This window comes from Amphritea sp., assembly GCF_048266285.1.
Lineage (GTDB): Bacteria > Pseudomonadota > Gammaproteobacteria > Pseudomonadales > Balneatricaceae > Amphritea.
The window spans coordinates 32,837-51,625 of record NZ_JBLWZV010000004.1; the positions used below are offsets into that span (position 1 = coordinate 32,837).

General features: G+C 48.6%; 16 protein-coding genes. 9 read left to right on the plus strand and 7 right to left on the minus strand.

Going from position 1 to position 18,789, the window contains the following annotated elements; genetic code table 11:
• From ACN0T0_RS07035 to ACN0T0_RS07055, 5 genes are all read right to left on the minus strand, one after another.
• Complete coding sequence (locus ACN0T0_RS07035; protein ID WP_417224552.1) at positions 1-1,242, minus strand: ABC transporter permease; 1,242 nt, start codon at positions 1,240-1,242, stop codon at positions 1-3.
• 2 nt (positions 1,243-1,244) lie between these two features.
• Positions 1,245-2,426 carry an ABC transporter permease gene (locus tag ACN0T0_RS07040; RefSeq protein WP_417224554.1) on the minus strand — a complete coding sequence of 394 codons (1,182 nt, stop codon included), beginning with the start codon at positions 2,424-2,426 and terminating at the stop codon, positions 1,245-1,247.
• Positions 2,427-2,565: 139 nt separating this feature from the next.
• Positions 2,566-4,608, minus strand: a complete 2,043-nt coding sequence (locus ACN0T0_RS07045) for an ABC transporter substrate-binding protein (protein WP_417224555.1) — start codon at positions 4,606-4,608, stop codon at positions 2,566-2,568.
• Positions 4,601-5,314 (minus strand): HAD family hydrolase, encoded by a 714-nt coding sequence (locus ACN0T0_RS07050; protein ID WP_417224556.1) that lies wholly within the window; start codon positions 5,312-5,314, stop codon positions 4,601-4,603. The genes ACN0T0_RS07045 and ACN0T0_RS07050 overlap by 8 nt, the downstream gene beginning before the upstream one ends.
• Entirely contained in the window at positions 5,311-6,180 is an 870-nt protein-coding gene (locus tag ACN0T0_RS07055) for an alkaline phosphatase family protein (protein ID WP_417224980.1), read from the minus strand. Before ACN0T0_RS07055 ends, ACN0T0_RS07050 begins: the two co-directional genes overlap by 4 nt.
• Before the next feature lie 256 nt (positions 6,181-6,436).
• On the opposite strand from ACN0T0_RS07055, the gene chrA reads away from it, so the two are divergent.
• The 7 genes from chrA (at position 6,437) to ACN0T0_RS07090 (ending at position 14,002) form a co-directional block, all read left to right on the plus strand.
• Positions 6,437-7,591: a chromate efflux transporter gene (gene chrA / locus ACN0T0_RS07060; protein WP_417224982.1), complete on the plus strand. Its 1,155-nt coding sequence runs from the start codon at positions 6,437-6,439 to the stop codon at positions 7,589-7,591.
• A 260-nt stretch (positions 7,592-7,851) separates the two neighbouring features.
• On the plus strand, positions 7,852-9,069 hold the full coding sequence (locus tag ACN0T0_RS07065; RefSeq protein WP_417224558.1) for an MFS transporter: 1,218 nt from the start codon (positions 7,852-7,854) through the stop codon (positions 9,067-9,069).
• A gap of 317 nt (positions 9,070-9,386) precedes the next feature.
• On the plus strand, positions 9,387-10,319 hold the full coding sequence (locus tag ACN0T0_RS07070; protein WP_417224559.1) for a LysR family transcriptional regulator: 933 nt from the start codon (positions 9,387-9,389) through the stop codon (positions 10,317-10,319).
• Between the two features lie 88 nt (positions 10,320-10,407).
• A complete protein-coding gene (gene dctP, locus ACN0T0_RS07075; protein WP_417224561.1) occupies positions 10,408-11,442 on the plus strand; it encodes a TRAP transporter substrate-binding protein DctP in 1,035 nt (344 codons plus the stop codon).
• A 46-nt stretch (positions 11,443-11,488) separates the two neighbouring features.
• Positions 11,489-11,983: a TRAP transporter small permease gene (locus ACN0T0_RS07080; RefSeq protein WP_417224563.1), complete on the plus strand. Its 495-nt coding sequence runs from the start codon at positions 11,489-11,491 to the stop codon at positions 11,981-11,983.
• Positions 11,974-13,251: a TRAP transporter large permease gene (locus ACN0T0_RS07085; RefSeq protein ID WP_417224564.1), complete on the plus strand. Its 1,278-nt coding sequence runs from the start codon at positions 11,974-11,976 to the stop codon at positions 13,249-13,251. Before ACN0T0_RS07080 ends, ACN0T0_RS07085 begins: the two co-directional genes overlap by 10 nt.
• A gap of 4 nt (positions 13,252-13,255) precedes the next feature.
• Positions 13,256-14,002 (plus strand): M15 family metallopeptidase, encoded by a 747-nt coding sequence (locus tag ACN0T0_RS07090; protein ID WP_417224566.1) that lies wholly within the window; start codon positions 13,256-13,258, stop codon positions 14,000-14,002.
• A 185-nt stretch (positions 14,003-14,187) separates the two neighbouring features.
• Here the strand turns inward: ACN0T0_RS07090 and ACN0T0_RS07095 are convergent, their stop codons facing one another.
• Positions 14,188-14,559 (minus strand): hypothetical protein, encoded by a 372-nt coding sequence (locus ACN0T0_RS07095; RefSeq protein ID WP_417224567.1) that lies wholly within the window; start codon positions 14,557-14,559, stop codon positions 14,188-14,190.
• Between the two features lie 636 nt (positions 14,560-15,195).
• Here ACN0T0_RS07095 and katG point away from each other — a divergent pair.
• Together katG and ACN0T0_RS07105 are read left to right on the plus strand one after the other, a co-directional pair.
• Positions 15,196-17,352 carry a catalase/peroxidase HPI gene (gene katG, locus ACN0T0_RS07100; RefSeq protein WP_417224569.1) on the plus strand — a complete coding sequence of 719 codons (2,157 nt, stop codon included), beginning with the start codon at positions 15,196-15,198 and terminating at the stop codon, positions 17,350-17,352.
• Positions 17,353-17,680: 328 nt separating this feature from the next.
• Positions 17,681-17,851: a hypothetical protein gene (locus tag ACN0T0_RS07105; RefSeq protein WP_417224570.1), complete on the plus strand. Its 171-nt coding sequence runs from the start codon at positions 17,681-17,683 to the stop codon at positions 17,849-17,851.
• 79 nt (positions 17,852-17,930) lie between these two features.
• On the opposite strand, the gene phnX is transcribed toward ACN0T0_RS07105, so the two are convergent.
• Positions 17,931-18,758, minus strand: coding sequence for a phosphonoacetaldehyde hydrolase (phnX, locus tag ACN0T0_RS07110; RefSeq protein ID WP_417224572.1), 828 nt, complete (start codon positions 18,756-18,758; stop codon positions 17,931-17,933).
• Between the last annotated feature and the right edge of the window lie 31 nt (positions 18,759-18,789).

The following is an 18,789-nucleotide window of genomic DNA, read 5'->3' on the forward strand; positions in this document are numbered from 1 at the left end:
TTATTTTTTCTCCGAATAGGGGTCCGCAGCATCCCGCAACGCATCACCGACAAACACAAATGCCATAATCAACACCACAAACACCAACACCGGGAAAAACTGCCAAATCATATTTTGTTGGATATCGGGGTCCTGCGCTTTTTGTAGTAAAACCCCTAGACTGTTCACCGGCTCGGTCAACCCTAAGCCCAAAAAGCTCAGGCTGGTTTCTGCCAAAATCACATAGGGAAAGTTGATCAACGTATCAACTATGATATAGCTGGTAAAACTGGGAATCAGGTGCCGCCAGATAATCCGACCAGTGCTGGCGCCACATAGCTGAGCAGCCAACACATAATCCTGATTTCGCTCGGTAAGAATATGGGTACGTAAGCGTCGTCCAAGGGTGGCAAAATCTAACGCGCCAATCACGACCGCAATGGCAAAATAACGCTGCACGGGCGTTAGATCAATCTGTGCTAATGCCACCGCACAAGCGAGGTAGATAGGAATAGGAGGGATCACCCGCACCGCTTCAGTGATGCTCATCATCAGGGTATCCACCCGGCCACCGAAATAGCCACTCACCCCACCAACAAACAAGGAAACGATCAACTTCACGACCAACGCCACAATAGCAATGCTAATCGTCACCCAGATTGCATGCAGAGTACGGCTAAAGATATCTTTGCCATCTTCATCAGTACCCATCACATGGATCTGTCCCTGTTCGACACCAAACAGATGACGGTCCCAGCGGATATCCAGATCCAAACCGGCAACACTCAAATCGATCAGACTGTATTCCCAACCTTTAACAAAAAACTGTAGATAACGGCGTTGATTTTTATCCACTTCAAACTTATTTTGGCTCGAAGAGCTAAGCGCACCACTGGAAGTGAACGCATCCAAGGCATCCAGGCCGCCACCGGCCAACACTCGCAAATCAATTTTGCTTTTTGCTTTCTGATAGCTATAACTGAACGGTCGTAACGAGAAGCCGTTGTCATCCCAAAAATACACCGCCTGCGGTACACCGCGACGATAATCAGCATCAGCGCCGCGAATCGTCGGGTCTACCGGCGAGAAAAACGGCGCCAAGAAACCCATCATCACCAATGTGCCAAGCACCCAGGCGGCAACCACGCCAGAGGTCTTGCGTTTAAAGCGCGCCTTAATTAACGCCAATTGCCCGGCGGTGTAATACGATTCTTCAGTTTGCGGCTTGGCCTTACGTCCAAAACGGACTAACAGTGCATTCATTATTAACTCCCCAGCACACTTTTACGCACACGAGGATCAATCGCGGCTAATACAACATCGGTGATAAAGTTCATGCTAATAACCACCAATGCCACCAAAAATAAAATACCGGCAGCTAGCTCCTGATCATTAGTCATCGATAATGCTTCGATCAGTAGCGCGGCAGCATCGGTAAGGCCGATCACCACTGCAACAATCGGTAGATCATTAAACACTCGCTGAAAATCAAAACCGATGGAATTAAACAGTGGACTAATCGAATGGCGTACCGGATAACCGGCCCAGAGGGCGACTCCATCAACGCCACGAGCACGGGCAGCATCGACATATAACTTGTTTGATTCATCCACCACTAAGGCCCGTACAGTTTGCAACTGCAATGCAGTAGCCGACCAACCGATAACAAAAATAGGCAGCCAGATATGCCCCAGAAAATCATACAGTTTGCCGGTGGAAAAACCGTTATCACCAAACCAAGGTACGTTCGCCCACTGATCAGAGAACAGCCCTGTCGGCATCGGCTCTCCGGCGAACACGTAGAGTAAAATAATGGTCAGCGCCAACAAGAAGTTAGGCAGCGCGAGTCCCAGATAGCTAATGATACGTAACAGCAGGTCTAGCACTTTTTGTAAACTCAGCATGAAGGTGCCAAACAGTTGTTCCCACTTGCTATGCTGGGGATTGTTATCCACCCACGCTTTATTAATCGTAAAGGCCGACAAAATACCAAAGGGTACGGCAATCAGGTAGGCAAATAGCAACCCCGCGATACAGAACATAAAACTCATCCAGAACCGATCCCCGAGGGCCAAATTGACCGATTGTCGCTTAGCACAGCTAAACCCTAAATCGCCTCGCAAGGTTAAGTTAGTCACCCAATGCCCCCAGCGTTCGGGTAACGATTTATCCAATCCCATCCGCACCCGCTCAGCCTGAATATCCGCCTGGGTAATGGTTTCACCTTGAGTGTTTTTATAGGCAATATACTTTTCGGCACAATCACCCGGCAGTACTTCCATCAGTGAAAAGACTATGCCGCTGACTAACAGCAGCGTGACTAATGCCAACCAATAGCGATTAAACACATAATGAAAATACTGACTTTTACGACCGCTCCACCACAGTAACGCGCCGATACTGAGGAGTATCCACAGCAACCAGGTATCGGATAAGAATGAGATCACAGGCGAACTCCGACTAAACTTAACGAATCAACATATCTTTAAGCTGATTAACCCAATGCCCAACAGTGAGCATTGGGTTAATCAGCAGTAGAAAACACTAAAAGGGAGAGCTGATCTCTCCCTTGTTACACTCTGTAAATTACTTACTCAAATACCACTGCGTTGGCAGATAGGGGTACATGCGATAGAACTCATAAGAAGAGGTTTTAGGTACTTCAAAGTTAGCCAGTAAGTTACTGCGATAAACCGGAGATACCGCTTTTACCGTGCCGATAATAAATAAGTCATCGACGACTTTTTCAGCGATTTGCAGGCCCACCTTATTAGACTCGGCAGTGCCGGCTTTCAGCGTGACAAACTTATCGGTGAGCTTCTTCATCTCAGCAACCGTGGCGGGTGGCGCCACACCCTCAGCGCCATTGGTCTCAAGATATTGTCCCCATAGCATCCCCGTACGCAGATCAAAGAAGCTACCATAGGGTGGCACCAACGTTTCGGTATTACTGGCGATATTCGCTAATGGACGGCCCATGACCCAGCTCAGTACACTCAGATCATTTGCGGTCTGGGAGTTACGGTATTCATCGGAGGTGACCTCTTTAATCGTGGTTTTAACCCCAACATCGTTCCAACTCTTAGCAACAATCTCGACCACTTCAGAGGGTGTACCTTGGGTCGCATATTGGATATTTAGCTCGAATTTCTTACCGGATGGCAGATCACGCAGGCCATCACCGTTTTTATCCACAACCCCCGCTTTATCCAACAACCTGCCCGCCAGCGTTTGATCAAACTGAATCCAGCTATTTTTCAGCTTATCGGTAATAAACGGCGTGGTATCAGCATCAAAGGCGGTGTATTGCGTCGGCGTACCTAGACCAAAATAAGCGATCTCATTTATCTGCTCACGATCCATCGCAACCGACATCGCCCGGCGGAAATTGACATCATTGAAGACTGCCCGTTTTTCGACATCTTCATCCGTCAGATTGAAGGCAAAAGTGGTTTGGGCGATGGTTGGGCGCAACGCAACGTCATAGTTACCTTTATCTTTATTTTCCAGCAATACCGGCGCTTGAGGCAGATTAACGGCCTGCGCTTTGTAGTCCACGTCACCGGAGATCAACTTAGCGGTTTGGATATCCTCATCACCGATATACACCTCATTGATCTCATTGATATAGGGCAGTTGATTTCCCGCCGTATCTACTTGAAAGAAATATGGGTTCGCCACCAGATGACGTTTTTCCAAAGACTCTTCAACGACTATGTGCGATTCAAGGGTTGGCATAATTGCGGTATAGCCGGCTTTTACTAGACGCTCGGCGGCGGCTTTATCTTTTAACAATGGCGTGGGGATATCTTTCCAATCGGACTGACCATAATAGAAGTTAACCAATGCATAACCGTTATCGAAGCCCAGTGATTTAGCTAGCTTATCGGCATCTTTATTAAAGGCTGGGTGAAACGTTTCTAACAGGTGTTTAGGTAGAAATGGCTGAGCATAATCCTGAGCAAAGTTATCCAGAAAGCCTGGGGCTGGCTCATTCATGGTGAACTGCACGGTAGTGTCATCCAGCACTTCTACTTTAATCGGCTTGCCGCCAGAGAGGAATCGGTCCTTAGGCTTCTCAATTACCTGGCTATCCATCAAGATATTGTTATACCAGAAGGCGATATCAGCGGCGGTAAACGGCGCACCATCAGACCACTTATGACCTTGACGCAGGTTCACTTTCAACAGGGTATAATCCGCACTCCACTCCCAAGATTTAGCGACGTTAGGTACCACTGTCGCCAGATCATCGCTGAAACGGACTAAATTGACATGGCGTATAGACAAGAAGTCCGAGGTACCCGACTCGGTTGCTTTAGAGATGCCATCCAACACACCACCGTACTGACCAATACTCTGGTAAGGCGCAATCACCAATGGCTCCTGCGGCAAACGCTGTACCAAAGGTAGCAATTTAGGATTACCAGCAATACGGCTATTCAACTGACTGATCGACGGGTTTTCACTGAAGTTCAGAGTACAACCCTGCTTCGATTCAAATTCAGTTTTTTCAAACAGGTGTGGATAAACACCACCCGCTTCAGGTCCGGTAACGGGCAGGCATGATACCGCCATTACATTACCCGCCATCAATGCCACAGCACCGGCGATGAAAAGTTTAGACATGGTTTAGCTCCTGTCGTGTTAAAGGTTGGTCTTGGGTTAGGGTGTTGTTCGTCGGCATACGCCATTGCAGTACCGGCCAGCGTCGCTCGATGGCAATTGTCATTAACCGAGGATCGGGGTTAGCCGCCACTGGGTATTCAACCTGCTCTAACAGCGGCAGATCATTAATTGAATCACTGTAGAAAAAAGCCCCCTTGAGGCTCTCTTGCTCTTCGGCCAACCAATGCTTTAAGCGGCTCACCTTGCCTTCACGAAAGGTTGGTATCCCGTGGATATCGCCGTTATAAAACTGCCCTTCCGTGGCCAATTGAATGGCCAGCAGATCATCCACCCCCAGCGCCTCGGCAACCGCCTTAACAATAAATTCAGAGGTGGCAGAAATAATCAGCGGGCGCACTCCTTGCTGCTGATAGTTCGCCAATATTTGCTGCGCCTGTGGATAAATACGCGGGCTGATATAACGCTGCACAAAACGGGGCATTAGCGCATCAATCTCGGTGATCGATAGATGCATCACCGGCCCCGTCAGAAAGCGGATATATTCAGACAGCACCAGTGTTTGGGCGTGATAACGCGTCATCATCTGCGCGTCTTGTTGCAAAAAGTCTGGCGCAGCAATCCCTTCATCCACCAGGAACTGGCAAAACAGGGTGCAGCTATCACCGGCAATTAGGGTTTCATCCAAATCAAAAATAGCCAGACTCATGCGCACGCGCTCCCGAGATTCTGGCGCTTTAGCGGTGCCTCATCCTTTAATAACGCAGCAGCCACCGATTTCCCGTGATCATGTAATCCCAGCAATTGGCAAACCGTACCGCACAGTTCTAGTTGCGTTGGTTGCGCCGAGGGGTCATGTGAAAAACCTTCGCCGATCACAAACAGGGGGACGTCTCGCTCTTCAGCCAATGTGCCCCCATGGCTCTGATCCCTATTCATACCATGATCAGCAGTCACCAAAATCTGATAACCCTGCTTTATCCACTGCTGCAGATGAGTCGACAGATGGGTGTCAGAATGCCGCGCCGTATTTCGGTAATGTGCGCTATCGAGGCCTGCACGATGACCAGCATCATCGATATTCATCGGATGAACCAATAAGAAATCAGGGTCATGCTGTACCCGTAACCATTCAGCATCGAGGTAAAGGTGGCTATCGGGATAATGATCCTGATGATAAAAAATGCCGTGCTGAATCAGCTGTTCTGGATCGTGGGTAAAACGGTCCCGCACCGCATCATAAGGACTACGGTTATAGAGCTCACTCACCCAATGGTAGGCAGCCGCCGCAGTGGTTAAACCTCCCTGACGCGCCAAACTGAAAACACTCTGCTGATTGGAGTTACGGATAATATGATTATGGACAATACCGCTATCAACCGGCGCAACCCCGGTTAAAATCGCTTCATACAGAGGCCGCGACATCGATGGCAACTCGCATTGCACTTTATAAAGCGTCGCTTTGCTCTGCGACGTCTGAGGTCTATCGGTCAAGCTTTGCAGAAACCCCATGCACTGCTGTGCGGTTTCATAGGCAAGACCATCCAGCACCACCAAAATCACTTTGTTCAACATATTGTCTACCCGATCCATATTTCACATCTTAGGGCAGTAGCTTATGGCCCTAATGTGAATTTCAGGGGACAGACAAAAGGTATTTTTATTACAACTCCATAGAAACAGCTGTAAGCCAAAGTTTTAGTTATGGGTTTTCATCCATTCAAATCAACAGGATAAGTTTCATCGGCATTAGTCTCACACAGTACTCAGGCTGTAACAGTATTGATCGATAATCGTCGATCCATTTTTTGAGCCTTCACCAATGCAGCCCATATTCGCAGTGTTTCAACAATTTTTTATCTTAGGCTGGATCAGCTTTGGCGGCCCGGCAGCCCATCTTGGCTACTTCCACAAAACCTTTGTTGAAAAGCTGCATTGGTTGAGTGATAAGGAATACGCTCAACTGGTCGCGTTGAGTCAGTTTTTGCCCGGTCCAGGCTCGAGCCAAGTCGGCTTTGCCCTAGGCTATCATCGTGCAGGATTACCGGGGGCTATCGCCGCCTTTGCTGGCTTCACACTCCCATCAGTCATACTGATGCTAGGGCTAGGACTGTTGAGTGAAACAGGGACACAAAACCCTCTCTTTCAAGGGGCCGTTCACGGGTTGAAGTTGTTAGCGGTCGTGGTGATCGCCGATGCCATTCGAGGTATGGCCGCTAACGCTTGCCAATGCAATCTAACCGCCGGGCTTGCCATTGCAACCGCAGTTGTACTGTTATTAATGCCGGGACTAGAAAATCAGATGATTATGCTTATCATCGCCGCAATCAGCGGATACCTATGGTTTAAACTGCAAACGAGCACCACCGATACGATAAAAAACACTCAAGCAACCCTCAACTGGATACCGCTCACTTTCTTTATGCTGTTGCTAGTTGGGCTGCCATTGATCCGATATTTAGGCGCACCGCTACAACTCTTCGCAGATTTCTTCCATGCCGGTAGCCTTGTGTTTGGCGGCGGTCATGTGGTGTTACCCCTGTTGCAGACCAGCCTTGCCGATCAACTCAGCGATGATAGTTTTCTAACCGGCTACGCCATTGCCCAAGCGGTTCCCGGCCCAATGTTCACCCTAGCCACCTATCTCGGTTATCAACTGCTACCATCAGCCCCTATTAGTGGTGCCCTACTCGCCACCGTTGGAATCTTTCTACCCGGCTTTCTTCTGCTATTGGCCGTGCTAAAAAACTGGCAGATTCTCGCCGCTCGCCCCAGCGTGAGTGCCGCGATCCAGGGGGTGAATGCCAGTGTGGTCGGCTTACTACTCGCAGCACTCTACCAGCCGGTCTTTATCTCAGCTGTCGGTAGCGCAACCGATATTGCCCTTATACTGGTCGGCTTATTTCTGCTACAGCGGTTAAAACTCCCCATCGTCGTATTAGTGGTGATCTTTACCCTGTGCGGACTCGGTGGTGTCTACCTTTAAGATGCCTCACCGCTCCTCATAGCAGTAAACAGAGCAGCTCACAGCCGGATGTTGGACGTTTTATCACTAAACGCACCCATAACGACCTAAAACGTTCGCAATTAGGCAATTGAAAAATTGCATTTCTGTCACAGTGCGTGAGATGAAATATGCCTCGCAACGACGCCAGCAAGGTGCAACTAACGGGACTATTCCAGCGGATATTGAATCAATATTGATAGCCAGTTGAGCGGTGTCTCAACGGGTATGGAGTATGCGCAATGCGAATGACCGCTACCTTTGGCATGAACCAGATCATCAGTCATGGCTTCGGCGTGTTCTTATTTTCAGCACTGGTACCATTGATGCAAGAATCAATTGCCATTAGCCACTGGTATCTGGCAACCATTGGCGCCTTAACCCAACTATCCTATCTGGGCGGGGCCATGCTGCTGGGACTTATTGGTCACCGTATCGATTCTGGCCGGTTGGTTCTGATCACCGGTGCGACCACCAGCACCTTACTGCTCATCATGTCCACCCTAAATGATACAAGGCTCATTTTGCTGGTGCTAACCTGCCTAGCCGCCAGTGCTGCCATTAGCTGGGGAGCTATTATCGAACTGATCACCCGTTATGCACCGGCCTCATTTTGTTCCACCTGTTTATCCAGTGCATCAAGCGGCACGGCATGGGGTTATGGACTAAACGGCCTCCTTATTCTCTTGATCGTTCCCTTACTCGGCTGGCGCAGCGGCTGGATACTGGCCGGGATGTTCGGCTGCATCACCTTGATATTGACCCTGTTCCTGTTAAAACAGCTTAAACAGCGCAAGGTTTTGACACCTCGCCAAGCGAAGACCGCCCTAGCACCACGACAACTGTTTCGCATTATTGTGCAAGAGCGAGCCGCCTTTTTCGCCTGTCTCATCTGCTTTATGGTTGGCTTTGCCACGATGCCATTCTCTACTTGGCTAAATACCTATCTCGCAGAACTCAGCTTGCCCGCCGCGCTAGGCGGTTATACTTGGACTATGTCGGGAATTACCGGCATGGCCGCAGGCTTTTTCTCGGGAAAGCTGGCCGATAAAAAGGGCCACGGTATGGCTTTAATCGTTATCTTTGGAGGGTTTGCCTTAGGCCAACTCGCCTTCATCTATGATCCCGCCACCTATGCCGTATTGGCCGGGTTTGGTTATGGTCTGATGTATTTCCCGATGTGGGGCATTATTGCCGGTTGGGTCAATCAGCACTATTCATCAACTGCCACGATGCAGATCAACGGTATCGGCATGGTCACCTTTGGCCTCGGTGGTGCACTGGGCAACCTCTTGGCAGGCTTTATTCAACAATCCACCGGCAGCCTAGCCGGTATCTATGGGGTCATCACCGTTAACGCGATATTGTTACTGCTGCTTGCAATCTATATTTATCTGACAGAGCAGCCAAAAGACAACTCAACTAAACTCAATGATCTCCCTCAAAGCGCGGTTAACTGAGACGCAAGCCTCAATGATGACTAGCCCTTGCGAATAAGTAGATGCAAGTTCGCTAGCGCCTTGCACTAGAAACTCATTCAATCCGGCGACTTCGGTTGTTTAAAGCCCACTATTTTAGGCTACACCACTGGCCTTTCTAGCACTCCCGCGCCACCGAACTACAAGCTGTTTTATCCGCAGCAATCGTTGTTTAGATGCTATTTCATCAATAACCAATTTGCTTTCACAACTGCCGCTAGAGCCCTCTACCTCACTACTATTGAATCAGCTTAAGCGCTATATTCTCTCTTCATATCGGTTTTAGTTGGATAGTAACCATGCAGCATTTGAACCCCCGCGCGCTTGAATACCTAAATGCCGTCGCTCGCTTCGGCACCATTCGAAAAGCAGCCGCGCGGTTAAACGTTGATCCCTCTGCGGTGAGCAGAATGCTTTCCCAGCTTGAAGATGTTGTCGAAATGACCATCTGGGATCGCAGTAATCCAAAACAACCGATTACCGCTGCTGGCGAAGAGCTTTTAAGATATTTCAAGAAGATGCAGGCGAGTGAAGCCGCCACGATGTCACGCCTGCATGATCTTGTCGGACTAAGGGTCGGGGAAGTGCGTATTGCCGTCGGCGAGGGGTTCATTAGTGATTTAATCTCCTCCTCGTTACAAAGCTTTCTTTCCGCCTATCCCGGTATCCAAATCAGCGTTGAGATGGCTGGCGCTCTGGATGCAGTACAGATGCTTGAAGATAATGAAATTGATTTTGCCATCACCTACGCCCCGGCTCGTCACCCCAAGCTGAACTGTTTAATCGAAAAGCGGCATCCACTCGATCTGATTATGCCCAGTGACCACCCTCTTTCAAACACTACCGCACCTCTAGCGATTGAAGATATTCTTAACTATCCGTTAGCCCTTATCGATCGTTCAACGGGTATGGGGCGGTTGGTTAGCTTTGTTGAAGAGGTAAGCCATGTAAGGCTTGAACCTCAACTTAAAACGAACTCAGTGGCCGTTTTAACAAACTTTGTCACATCCGGCATGGGGATTACATTCATGCCCAAATTTACCGTAATTGAAGAGATTAGAGCCGGAAAGATATCCGTAATATCGATGGAACATCCAACCTTATCCCAAGCCCATGCACGTGTATTGAGCGCAGAAGGCAGAGAACTAACATTAGCGGCGCAAGCATTTTTAGATCATTTAAAGCATTCGATGTCATTTTTAATGTTCAATGCCGACGAAATACAGTGTTGACTTTTATGCAACACAAGACATATTGCGATGTCAACAACGCAACTAGTATGATCGAGGTCTCTTCACTTATAAAAATAGGATGGTAAAAATGAAAGTCAGTCTCAATAGTTCCACAGCGTTACGCTGTATAAAGAAGCTAACATTGGGCGTCGGTATCGCGGCATTAGCTGCGAACGTGCATGCTCAAACAATCAACCTGAGCTACAACGGCGCACCTAATGCTGAAGAAAATGCCGTACACCTTTTTGCCACAAACCTTAAAAAAATAGTTGAAGAAAAAACCCAAGGAGACCTCACTCTTCGCCTCTACCCCAACAGTATGTTAGGTGAAGAGGAAGAACGTATGGAGCAGGTTATCAACACGCCGAGCCTGAACGTTGCGTCTTTTGGCGGTATCTCTCCGCTGTTCCCTGAAATTTTTGTCAGTGCCATTCCATTTATGTTTGATGGTTTTGATAGTGCGCGTACTTTCTTCGATGAAGGCGAGTACTGGAAAGCTGCCCGTAAAGCCTTCCATGAAAAGACCGGCGCTCATATGATGGCCGTTGTCGAAGAAGGTGGCTTCCTAGCATTCACCAACAACACCCGTCCTATTCATACCCCTGAAGATTTTGAAGGCTTACGCTTTCGCGCCATGGATAAAAGCCAGGTCGCCCTCTATGAAGCATTTGGGGCATCAGGCACGCCAATCCCATGGACAGAAGTTTATCTCGCGCTGCGTACCGGTGTAGCCGATGGCCAGATGAACCCGCCAATGTATATTATTCTGGGCAGCCTTAATGAAGTTCAGAAGCACCTAACGCTGGCAAATATTCAGTACTCGGATCAATTCCTGGTCGCCAATGATGAGTTGCTGAAAGAGCTCAGTGATGAAAACCGTAAACTACTTGAAGAAGCGATTGTCGAAGCGAATAACATCAACCGCACGGCCGTTGAAAGCCAGGTTGAAGCTCGCATTCAGTATTTGGCTGAAAATGGCATGGAGGTGTACCGTCCTACCGCTGAAGAACTGCAAAAATTCAAAGAGGTTGGCCAGCCTTCGTTCCTTGCATGGTTAGCTGAGCAGTCTATCGACAGCTCATGGATTGATATGGCACTCAAAGATGCAAAAAACGTAAAGTAACATCGAGATAAAGGGGGGCTCGCTAGAGCCCCTTGTGAGGCCAATAATGAATATAAAAAGAATCCGTTCCAAGCTAACAACCGCCCTTCTCAATCTATCAACAGCACTATTATGTGCGAATGTAATTATCCTACTGTATGGCGTTATTGCCCGGTATTTAGTTAACCATTCACCGATCTGGATGGATGAATTATCTCGCTATCTCATCATTACTAGCGTGATGTTAATCGCCGCCGTTGTATATATGCGAGATGACCACATGCGAGTCACTATTTTGCAGCAAATGTTAACAGGCAAACTAAGTCGCGCACTGCAGGTTTATCATTGGTTGATAATCACGGGCTTAAGCATCTTTGTCTGCTATGCCAGTGCAAACTACGCTCTCTCTGTAGCCAAATTTACCACCATGGGATTAGGCGTTAGCAAAACGATCCCCTTAATGGCTATGCCCATCGGATTTGGATTACTCGCTTTGGTTTCCCTCTTGATGGGACCGTTTTATCACGAGAAATATACTTCGGAGAAGCCCGTATGTTACTAGCACTATTAGGCACATTCGTTGTTAATGTAATTTTAGGCCTGCCACTGTTTGTTTGCTTGCTTGTGGCCGCTCTCGCCGGATTCCTGTTTATCGATATCGATTTAGCCGCCAGAATGTTGCCACAGCAGCTGTTTGGTGGCATCGATGTCTTTGCCCTGATGGCTATACCGCTGTTTATCTTAGCCGGTAACCTTATGAATGGTGCTGGACTGACGCCTCAGTTGATTAAACTGGCAAATTCAATGGTCGGTCACCTACGCGGTGGGCTCGGCTATGTAAATGTTGTATCAAGCGTTTTTTTTGCAGGGGTGAATGGCTCTGCCGTAGCAGATACTTCAGCTTTAGGCTCACTGCTGGTGCCAGCAATGAAAAAAGAGGGCTACTCAACTAGCTATGCTGCGGGCCTAACTGCAGGAAGCTCATTAATCGGGCCTATTATTCCGCCAAGCATCTTCATGATTCTTTATGCCTCATTAACCAATACTTCGGTCGGCGATCTATTTTTAGGCGGCGTCATTCCAGGCTTGGCTTTAGGCTTGGCATTTATGGCCATGAATTGGTATTACGCGAGAAAAGCGAATTTAACGGCTCAGCACGATAAGCCAACGCTAAAAAATATTTTAACGTCCTTAGTTAAGGCGTCACCGGCACTCGCTGCACCTTTTATTATCGTTTCAAGTATCGTATTTGGTTTTGTCACGCCAACAGAGTCCGGGGCACTCATCGTCGGATACGCATTTGCGATCGGTATCATCAGCCGCAACCTGTCACTAAAAGCCGCTTGGACAGCGCTGGTCGAAACAGCATTATTAACCAGCGCTATCTTTTTAATTATTGGCGCTTCCGCCGTGGTGAGTTGGCTGCTTGCCTATGCGCAAGTGCCTGAGCAGTTTGCCGTATTGCTAACCCCTTACGTAGACAGCCCTATCACGATCTTGCTGATGCTTAGCCTAATCACCTTTGGGGTTGGTATGCTGATGGAAGAAGTGTCAGCCTTGATGCTGCTAACGCCGGTATTTCTACCCATCGCGCTACACGCTGGCGTAGACCCGGTACACCTAGGCATCATCATTACGATGAACATTACCATCGCCTTGATCACCCCGCCGATGGGCGCCTGTGTCTTTGTTGCGGCAGCGGTGAGTAAGTTAGATCTAACTGTGATGTTTAAAGCTATCTGGCCGTTCGTAATGGTGGCATTGGCCGTATTAATCACTGTCATCCTGTTTCCATCTCTTACTCTCTTTATTCCAAGCCTGTTTAAATAAATATATGAATATTCCGATTCCTGAGCAAAAAATGCCTGACTGGGATATCTATCAGTCAACATCGATTATCGAGAACTACGACCCCCTAGTGCCGGTGAGTATCTCCAAGAAAATGGGTATCTATCCGGCCTATTTCAAGATGGGCGTGGCTAACGCCATTCCTGAGTGCCATGTTCGATCTCAGGTGCTTGAGCGTTTACTGCGTGCTGCCAGTCTTCTTCCTGATAACTTACAACTAGTTGTATTAGATGGTTGGCGGCCTTTCGCGGTACAACAGTATCTGTTCGATACGCTGGTCAATCTAATCAGCCATGCGAACAAAGCACTAAGCCCTGATGAAGTTAACCTAGAAGCGAGGAATTTAGTCTCTCCACCGAGCACGGACCCGAAAGCACCGAGCCCCCACCTAACTGGCGGTTCGGTTGATGTAACCTTGGCTGACATCGATGGACGATTATTAGATATGGGCTCGCTTTTTGATGAAGCCAGCCCCAGATCTTGGACCTATGCGTTAGAAAAGTCCCTCAAACAAGATGATATCTCAGCCAGAGATAATCGCAGACTGCTTTTTAATGCGATGACACAAGCGGGGTTCTCAAACCTACCCAGTGAGTGGTGGCATTATGATTTCGGTAACCAATTATGGGCCTACAACACCCATGCATCCGGCGCTATTTATGGTGCTACACGACCGCTCAGCATAGAAAAACTCTGGCTCCAACAACTTAACCGATATGCACAAGCAGGTTAAGCCGATTTATGCGCCGCAATGTAGCAGCAAGACGCTGTCTAATTGCGGCTTTTTTATGATGATATTGGCTCCACAACCATGCCCTTCCCGGCGTGCCTGATACCTCTGTTTTACCAGTTCTATGATTTCTAGATACAAAAAAGCCCCCATCATTGCTGATGGAGGCTTTTCTAGAATAGCGTAACTTATGCAGCGTCTTTAGCAGGCGCTTTAGGTGCAGGTGCAGCAGCTACTGATTCTTTACCAGCTGTCAGGATAGCCTGAACTTCAGCAAAGTAAGCTTTAGACGTTTCTGCAGCTTCTTGAGCTTCAGTCTGCAGCGCTTCGATTTTGCTTTTAGCTTCTTCAGATTTAACAGTAACGAAAGCGGTGAAAGCTTCAACGTCTTTGATTGAAGAGAACGCTTTAAAGTCCGCTTGCGCTTGAGCGATCTGCTTTTCGATAGCTGCTTTCTGAAGCTCGAATGCTTTAGTAAAAGTAGCGGTGTTTAGCTCGATCAATTTTTGAATTGGAGCGCCAAAAGCAGAGAAGTCAGCAGTAGGAAGAGTCTTGAACATGATGTGTACCCATAAAGAAATGTGGTTGATGTAGTGATACTACAACCCTTCTATGTTGCGGTGCAACAATTATCTATGAATTAATTATAAATATTCTTTTAAATGTCTAAATTTAAAGAAGATATCTCTATAAAAAACCATTGTGCACACGCTAAATACCCTGCAATAACAGGTTCTTAGCTCAGGTATATAACAGATTTTTTGAGTGACAAATAACTCCCCTCACCCGCACTCTAGGGCTTAGTACAACTGAACCCAAAAAAAACAGCGACGACCTCTGAAGATAAAAAATACCGCAGTGCATACTAAAGCCTGTTATCGAACCTCAATAGGTTAAGAAGCAACCAAGAAACGATTTACCCTCACGATTACCGTTAACTACGGTTGCCTGCGGATAACCTTATCCCCTTCTCAATAAGCCTAAACATCATCAGTCGCGATGTCATTACGCAGCAAAGCCCGTTGCTATGCACTAGGCTGCATGTCTAAGACATAGGAAAAAGCTATCGTCGAGATCAAAATTTACAGTTTCACAAGCCCATTTAAACGGCCGATACTGGGTTGAAGGTGCAATATCAATGTGCGCAGTTAATAACCTTTTTGACGTACGAGACACCCATAACAGGAGAGCAACTGATGTCGAATAATAAATGCCCAGTAATGCATGGGGGTGCGACAGAAAGCAGCATGTCGAATATGGAGTGGTGGCCTAAGTCGCTAAACCTCGACATTCTGCATCAACACGATCATAAGACCAACCCGATGGGCGCAAACTTCAACTATCGGGATGAAGTCAAAAAGCTCGATGTAGCGGCGCTAAAAAAGGATATGCTAGCACTGATGACCGACAGCCAATCTTGGTGGCCGGCAGACTGGGGGCACTATGGCGGTTTGATGATCCGCATGTCCTGGCACGCCGCCGGCACCTATCGTATCGCTGATGGGCGCGGCGGTGCAGGTACCGGCAACCAACGCTTTGCGCCACTAAACTCCTGGCCGGACAACGTTAATTTAGACAAAGCTCGCCGCCTACTCTGGCCAATCAAAAAGAAATACGGCAATCAACTGAGCTGGGCTGATTTAATTGCCTATGCAGGCACCATGGCTTATGAGTCGATGGGACTAAAAACCTTCGGCTTCGCCTTTGGCCGAGAAGATATTTGGCATCCCGAAAAAGATACCTATTGGGGCTCTGAAAAAGAGTGGCTAGCCCCAAGCGGCAGTAAAGGCAGTCGCTATTCCGGCGAGCGTGATTTAGAAAATCCATTGGCGGCGGTGATGATGGGCCTTATTTATGTCAACCCGGAAGGCGTGGATGGCAAGCCCGACCCGCTCAAGACCGCCCACGATATCCGCGTCACCTTTGAACGTATGGCAATGGATGATGAAGAAACCGTCGCCCTGACCGCCGGTGGTCATACGGTAGGTAAATGTCACGGTAACGGCGATGCCAACCTACTCGGTCCTGATCCGGAAGGTGCCGAATTAGAAGATCAAGGTTTTGGTTGGCTCAACAAAACCCAACGGGGCATCGGGCGTGATACCGTATCCAGCGGTATCGAAGGCGCCTGGACCACCCACCCAACCCAATGGGATAACGGCTACTTCGACTTGCTGCTCAATTATGACTGGGAACTCAAGAAAAGCCCGGCAGGTGCATGGCAGTGGGAACCCATCAATATCAAAGCGGAAGATAAACCCGCCGATGTTGAAGACCCTTCACTGAGCCACAACCCCATCATGACAGATGCGGATATGGCCATGAAAATGGACCCTGACTACCGTCAGATCTCCGAGCGTTTCTACCGTGATCCAGCATACTTCTCGGATGTCTTTGCACGGGCTTGGTTCAAACTAACACACCGAGATATGGGGCCTAAAGCGCGTTATATTGGCCCAGACGTGCCGCAAGAAACCCTCCTCTGGCAAGACCCTGTTCCAGCCGGCAGCAGCGGTCATGATATTCAAGCCGTTAAACGGCGCCTCACCGACTGTGGCTTAAGCGTCAGTGAGATGGTGTGTACCGCTTGGGACAGCGCTCGAACCTTCCGTGGTTCAGATAAACGGGGCGGTGCCAACGGCGCCCGTATCCGCCTGAGTCCACAAAAAGACTGGCTGGGCAACGAGCCTGAACGTCTCACTAAAGTGTTGCCAGTGCTTGAGGCTATCGCCGCCGATACCGGTGCAAGTGTCGCCGATGTGATCGTATTAGCGGGCAATGTCGGCATCGAACTCGCGGCCAAAGCAGCAGGGGTAGATATCAATGTGCCATTCTCGCCGGGCCGAGGTGATGCCACCGAGGCGCTCACCGATGCCGATTCTTTTGATGTACTAGAACCATTGCACGATGGTTTCCGTAACTGGTTGAAGCAAGATTATGTGGTCACAGCGGAAGAGCTACTGCTCGATCGTACCCAATTGATGGGACTTAGCGCCCATGAGATGACCGTCCTGATCGGCGGAATGCGCGTTATCGGCACCAATGTCGGCGGAACTCAGCAGGGTGTTTTCACCGACCAGCCCGGCGCACTCACCAACGATTTTTTCGTTAATTTAACGGATATGAATTATCGTTGGAAGCCTGTCGCAAGTAACCTCTATGAAATCATTGAGCGGGATTCGAATCAGGTCAAATGGACGGCCAGTCGGGTCGACCTCCTCTTTGGTTCTAACTCGATCCTACGGGCATATGCCGAGGTTTACGCTCAGGATGATAATAAAGAAAAGTTTGTTGAGGATTTTGTCGCCGCTTGGACAAAAGTCATGAACGCAGATCGCTTCGATCTCATCTAACCGGTAAAATCCCACACCGCTGTTCTGGCGGTGTGGCCATCCTGTCGCAGCACAGGGTAGCGCAACAACGCCTAAGCACCTATCAAACCGAAAACAGTTACCGCCCCCCCACTATGCTCAATGAAAGCGGTTTAATACCCAGTTAAAAGATGTTTTTGCGCGACTCAATGATTACACTGATGCCTGTTAGGCAGATTGAGCCAGTAATGCTTTATTCGACACCCTTTGACATTTACCCGATGGCGTAGGCCCGTCGCGAAACCTAGCGCCGAACATGCCAAGCCGATAATCACCGGTTCACCGAAACAATAGCTGAGTGGAAAAATTGATGACTAAAAAAGTTGTGACCTTTGAGTACGAAAAAGAAACCAAAAACAGTGTCCGTTATAAAGAAGTTCCCGATGAGGGCACGGCCCCGATTATCGGTTCTTTGTATCTTCAGAAGTGGTTTGCCGGCAACAGTAAATCGATTGAAATAACCATCGACAAAAAAGACTAATATGCAATGTAACATCAGTGGATACCACCCCTCGAAAACCGTGTTGACGGGCAAGAATCCACTGATGAAAATCAGCTAATTAGGGCTTCTCTCCGGCAGCAAGGCGCAGTTCAATCTCTTCTAACACCGGAATGATATCGGCAACACTATCAACAACATAGTGCGCTCCTGCGCGATTAAAGCGGTCGTAAGCTTTATACCGCAACGTCTGTTGCTCGGCATCATCTAAGGCATTCCAAGCCGCTAAACTCATACCGACTTCGTTACCGCTGATCGCCACACCAACTGTCCACATTCCCGCATTCAGGCCCTCATCAATACCACTGAGGGTGTCGTCGATTTTGACACAAGCAGCGAGGTTTTCGACCCCCAACTCAATCGCATTCATCATCGCCATATAAGGATAAGGACGCCCCTTCGGCACCTGTGTCGCGCAAACGGTGGAAGCCGGTCGATAGCCTTGTCCCGCCGCTTCGCTCAGTAACCCTTGAATCATAACGTCTGCATAACCGGTATTAGCTCCGATCCTAATCTCACGCGCCTCGGCCCATTCAAGCAGCGTTAGCAAGCCAGGAATCAATACTGCGGTTTCAGCAATCGCCGCTACCTGTATAGGAATAAAATCGTTATACATCCGGTCGATATCAGCATCGACCGGAGCCGCTCCAGTTTGTTCAATCCAAGCCGCGTGAATACGTGGATAAGCGCAGAGTTGTCGAATATGTTCTCGTTTTTCAACGCCCATCGGGCCACGTGCCTCAGCCTCGGAAATAGGCACCCCTTGAGCGGCAAATAGACTTTGAAAAGCCCGAATAGGGGCTAACGAACCAAAGTCGACGGTGGTGCCCGCCCAATCCATAATTAGCGCCTGTAAAGGGCCTGTATACTGACGTTCATAACGGTACATACGATACTCCTGAGCCGTTAACCGGCTACTT

Excerpts from the sequence above, each read along its gene's own strand:
- ACN0T0_RS07035 (WP_417224552.1), bottom strand. The coding sequence starts at position 1,242 with ATGAATGCACTGTTAGTCCGTTTTGGACGTAAGGCCAAGCCGCAAACT.
- ACN0T0_RS07045 (WP_417224555.1), bottom strand. The coding sequence starts at position 4,608 with ATGTCTAAACTTTTCATCGCCGGTGCTGTGGCATTGATGGCGGGTAAT.
- ACN0T0_RS07050 (WP_417224556.1), bottom strand. The coding sequence starts at position 5,314 with ATGAGTCTGGCTATTTTTGATTTGGATGAAACCCTAATTGCCGGTGAT.
- ACN0T0_RS07055 (WP_417224980.1), bottom strand. The coding sequence starts at position 6,180 with ATGTTGAACAAAGTGATTTTGGTGGTGCTGGATGGTCTTGCCTATGAA.
- ACN0T0_RS07065 (WP_417224558.1), top strand. The coding sequence starts at position 7,852 with ATGCGAATGACCGCTACCTTTGGCATGAACCAGATCATCAGTCATGGC.
- ACN0T0_RS07070 (WP_417224559.1), top strand. The coding sequence starts at position 9,387 with ATGCAGCATTTGAACCCCCGCGCGCTTGAATACCTAAATGCCGTCGCT.
- dctP (WP_417224561.1), top strand. The coding sequence starts at position 10,408 with ATGAAAGTCAGTCTCAATAGTTCCACAGCGTTACGCTGTATAAAGAAG.
- ACN0T0_RS07080 (WP_417224563.1), top strand. The coding sequence starts at position 11,489 with ATGAATATAAAAAGAATCCGTTCCAAGCTAACAACCGCCCTTCTCAAT.
- ACN0T0_RS07085 (WP_417224564.1), top strand. The coding sequence starts at position 11,974 with ATGTTACTAGCACTATTAGGCACATTCGTTGTTAATGTAATTTTAGGC.
- ACN0T0_RS07090 (WP_417224566.1), top strand. The coding sequence starts at position 13,256 with ATGAATATTCCGATTCCTGAGCAAAAAATGCCTGACTGGGATATCTAT.
- ACN0T0_RS07095 (WP_417224567.1), bottom strand. The coding sequence starts at position 14,559 with ATGTTCAAGACTCTTCCTACTGCTGACTTCTCTGCTTTTGGCGCTCCA.
- katG (WP_417224569.1), top strand. The coding sequence starts at position 15,196 with ATGTCGAATAATAAATGCCCAGTAATGCATGGGGGTGCGACAGAAAGC.
- ACN0T0_RS07105 (WP_417224570.1), top strand. The coding sequence starts at position 17,681 with ATGACTAAAAAAGTTGTGACCTTTGAGTACGAAAAAGAAACCAAAAAC.
- phnX (WP_417224572.1), bottom strand. The coding sequence starts at position 18,758 with ATGTACCGTTATGAACGTCAGTATACAGGCCCTTTACAGGCGCTAATT.